The 4208-nt window shown below is 72.5% G+C and carries 3 protein-coding genes; 2 read left to right on the top strand and 1 reads right to left on the bottom strand.

Features of this window, described 5'->3' with window-relative positions:
- Together ABZ885_RS36480 and ABZ885_RS36475 are read left to right on the top strand one after the other, a co-directional pair.
- Positions 1–780: fatty acid desaturase (locus tag ABZ885_RS36480; protein ID WP_360198726.1), on the top strand; the 780-nt coding region annotated here is incomplete at its 5' end.
- Positions 781–1965: 1185 nt separating this feature from the next.
- Positions 1966–3834, top strand: coding sequence for a hypothetical protein (locus tag ABZ885_RS36475; protein WP_360198723.1), 1869 nt, complete (start codon positions 1966–1968; stop codon positions 3832–3834).
- A 38-nt stretch (positions 3835–3872) separates the two neighbouring features.
- Here the strand turns inward: ABZ885_RS36475 and ABZ885_RS36470 are convergent, their stop codons facing one another.
- Positions 3873–4013 carry a hypothetical protein gene (locus ABZ885_RS36470; protein WP_360198720.1) on the bottom strand — a complete coding sequence of 47 codons (141 nt, stop codon included), beginning with the start codon at positions 4011–4013 and terminating at the stop codon, positions 3873–3875.
- Positions 4014–4208 lie beyond the last annotated feature (195 nt).

Genomic DNA, 4208 nt, shown 5'->3' with positions numbered 1-4208 from the left:
TCGTTGTGCGAGTGCTTCCATTGCTCGGACAACGAGCTGCACCACACGTACACCAACGTGATCGGCAAGGACAACGACCTCGGCTACGGCATCATGCGCGTCGACGAGGACCAGAAGTGGCACCCGTTCCACCTCGGCCAGCCGCTGTGGAACTTCATCAACGCCTGCTTCTTCGAGTACGGCATCGCAGCGTACGACCTGGAGCTCGGCAAGAACCTGCACAGGCGCCGCCGCAAGAACCCGGAGTTCCGCGCGCGGGCCAAGGCCGTGGGCCGCAAGATCCGCAAGCAGGTGTTCAAGGACTACGTGATCCACCCGCTGCTGTCGGGCCCGTCGTTCCTCACCACGCTCGCCGCCACGTTCACCGCGAACCTGGTCCGCAACATATGGTCCCACTCGGTGATCATGTGCGGGCACTTCCCCGAGGGCGTACAGGTCTTCGAGCGCCAGTCGGTCGAGGGCGAGACGCGCGGCCAGTGGTACCTGCGCCAGATGATGGGCTCCGCGAACATCAGCGGCAGCAGGGCCATGCACTTCATGACCGGCAACCTGTCACACCAGATCGAACACCACCTGTTCCCGGACCTGCCGAGCAACCGGTACGCCGAGGTCGCGGTGAAGGTGCGCGCGCTGTTCCAGAAGTACGAGCTGCAGTACGTCACCGGGCCGCTGCCCAAACAGGTGTTCTCCGCGTGGCGCAAGGTCTTCCGGCTCTCGCTGCCGAACAGGAAGCCCAAGGTCAGGACGCCGGACCGCGAGCAGGAACTCGTCGCAGCCTGAGCCCCGGTACCGGTTCAGATCTTCCGGCCGTACCACCGGCACCGCCGGGTTTCGGTGAGATCCGTTGCGGACGGCGGGCGAGCGCGACACCAGACCTTACGACACGGGACCCGGGCAGCCCGGTGTCGGCGCGGGTCATGCGGAACCTCGCCGACGATCACCTCCCGGCCATCGACGCAGTGATCATGGCCCCGGGCGGCGGCGGCAGGGAAGCGTTCACCGACGCGGACGACCTCGCGGCCGTCACAGCCGAAACACTGCCGGACCCCGAAACCCACGCCGGCGCGACACACCCGCCCACCGGCCCGCAGGCCCCCACCCTCCAGGGAACCGCGGACATCATCGCCGCCGCGAGCAGGCGCCCCACGCCCACCGAGACACCGAGACACCGAGACACCGACCAGGAGATGCCGTTCCACAGCGCGTTCGCGACGGATCCTGTACTGGCCGCGGCCTCCCGGACCTACCAGCGGGCAGCCGTCGAAACCGCGCAGGACCGCAGCGCCGACCTCTACAAGGTGCTCCGGTCAATGGCCGTCGCGATGCCGCCCGAAGGCGAGCCCGATTCGAGACGAAGGCGGCCCGCACCGTCCGCGCCCGGGGCAACACGCAGCAGCAGGATCTGGCCCACCGCGGCAGCCGGCCGACGTCATACTGATCGCCAGCCTGCCGATCACCGGCTGCAGCCACGCCGTCAGCATCGTCGCCGGACCCGGCGACCGCAGAAGGCCGTTCGCCGTCCTCCGCCTCACCGCGTGCCGCCCGGCATGCTCCGCCGGGTCGTCCCACTGGAGAGCACCGTGCCGCTGCCGACGGCCGCCGCGGTGGCCACCGGCACCGGCTCCCCCGCCGCGCACCAGTGCCTCGAGTCGCAGATGCACGACGAACCGGTCGCACCGGGCCCGAGCCACCACCTGCTCCGGCCGCCGAAGCCGGCGCGGCGCCCGCCGTCACCGGCCCCGCCCTGCCACTGCTACGCCAGATCACCGGGCCCGGCGCCGCCCGCAACCGCCGGGCAGCGCAGGCCGGGGACGGCACGCGCGGCGGCCCGGGGTCACGGCCCCGGGTCGCACCTCCGGCTTCTGCAACCGCCGTGCGCGGACCCTGGGCCCGGCGTCGCTCCGGCGCTACAGTTCCCCCACCGCAGGGGGCTTGCGGACGGGCGCGGGTGGGAGGCGGGCGGGGATGGGCTCGGGGGTCCTGGCGAAGCTCGGCGGAGGGATCGGCGGGCGGACGGCCGCGCTGATCGTCACCGGAGGACTGACGGCGGCCGGCGCCGGCGTCTGGTGGGCCGTCCACGGCCCCGCGCTCCAAGTGGTGCAGCGCAGTGCGCAGGTGGTGGTGGCGGGCGGCGGCGAACAGGCCGCGGTGGCCGGTTGCGCCAAGCACGAGACCGCGCTCAGCGGCGGGTACGCCGTCGACGGCGACGGGTTCGCCACCACCAGCGAGTTCGTCGGCGGTTCCGGCTGGCTGGTGTCCGCGCACAACCCCGGGGGCACCTCCGTCACCCTCACCGCCTACGTGCTGTGCGTCAACGCGTCGGTGGAGTTCGCTCCGCGCGGCGAGTACACCATGCAGGCGCACGCCTTCCAGGACCGCATCGGCGACAAGATCGGGGGCGGCGACCGCGACCTGACCGAGCAGGGCCCGTTCGCCGGGCTGACCGCGAAGTCGATGGCACAGCCCTACTGCGACGGCGTCGGACTCATCCAGCTCGGCGTGGAGTTCCGGGCCGCCCGCCTGGTCACCGGACGGGCGGTGGCACCCGTACCACTGGCCGAACTGGACTCGGCCTCCGCCGACACCGGCTCCAGTGACCCCAGTTACTGGGCCGCCAAGACCAACCCCGGGACCGCGCTCAGCACCCGCCCGTTCCCGCTTGGCGACAGTGACGGCGCGGAGCGCATGACCCGGATCGTCGATCCGCAGCCGCCCGAGGCCAACTACGCCGTCGGTGTCCGGCCGATCTGCGCCAAACTGCCCTCCGCCACCATCGTGACCAGCGCGGTGGACGTTCCCGCCGACGGAACCGCCGGGGCCGCCGTCGCCTGTCCCAAGGGCCGTTTCGTCGTGGGCGGCGGGTACAGCTTCCGCGAGAAGGCAGCCGGGGGCGCCCAGCGCTTCCACAGCGACGGCTGGCTGTACGCCCCGGCCTCCGGGCCCACCCCCGGCGCCAGCGGGCACGCCGTCAAGGACTGGCGGATCACCGGCCGCAACCGGCAGCAGGCCGGCGCCCAGTACGAGGACTCGGTGTGGATCGAGCACAGCGACCGCGAAACCTCCACCGGCAACGTCTACTTCGACAGCCACCCGCACGGCCCCGACGACCAGCTCCTGCGCGGCACCACCGCACCGGACAGCCAGCACATGGTCGCCGCCGCCGTCTGCGCCACCATCGACGCCGAACCCACCGAGCCGGGCGCGGTCCATGTCGCCACCGGGCTGCCGCAACCACCGCCTGCCCTGGACATCCCGAAGGGGATCGCCTCACCCACCGTCGCACCGACGCCCCCGCCCTCCACCTCATCGTCCACCTCGCCGTCGCCCTCGCCCTCGCAGTCCGGGTCGCCGCAGTCGCCCCCGCCCAGCCCCTACGCCGCGCCGAACACCCCGTCCGGCCGGCCCGGCACCCGCAACCCGACCGCAGCCCCGCCGACCACCCCGTCCGGCCGGCCCGGCACCCACAGCCCGACCGCAGCCCCGCCGAACACCCCGAGCAGCCCGCCCACCACGAACCCCCAACCGCAGCCACCGGCCGTCACCATCGAGCAGCCCGCCCCTGGCAGCACCCTGCGGCGCGGCTGCGAGGAACACTTCAGCGCCACCGCCCGCACCCGCCCCGGCAACCAACCGATCACCGACCCGCAAGCCACCACCTGGCAACTGACCGGACCCAACGGACCCCTCACCCTCGGCCACGGCACCACCGCCACCCTCACCATCCCGCTGCTCCCCGACGGCACCTACCCGCTCGTCCTCGCCACCCGCGACCCCGCCAACGGCCTCACCGGCCAGACACAAATCAACATCCACATCACCGGCTGCCTACGCTGAGCCGCCGCCACACCCCAGCCCCGCACAGAGGCAAACACCTATCCGCGCAGGTCACAGGGCTCCCGGCGGGCCTTCTTCTCCCGGGCTTCCTGGCGCTCGTCGTACGCCTCGCGGGTGTCCGGGCCCTCAAACGCATCGAGCAGGCAGCGCCGACCTTCCCGGCCGTAGCGCCACCACACCGGGCCCAGCGGACCGTGCCCGGCCAGTGCCCGGCCAGCAGGTCCAATGTGGTGGCGATGACCGGCACCGCGTCGTCCTACGCGCGCCAGCCGTCCCCGTCGGCCCCGTCTTCCCCACCAGCGGAGCCGGGCCCGGATCCATAACCCCACGGTGATCGGGACGGTGGCGAAGTCTGCGTTGATCCCCGCCTGCGC

This window comes from Kitasatospora sp. NPDC047058, from assembly GCF_040643935.1.
In the GTDB taxonomy this organism is placed as follows: Bacteria; Actinomycetota; Actinomycetes; order Streptomycetales; family Streptomycetaceae; genus Kitasatospora.
This window is presented reverse-complemented; position numbering and strand designations above follow the sequence as displayed.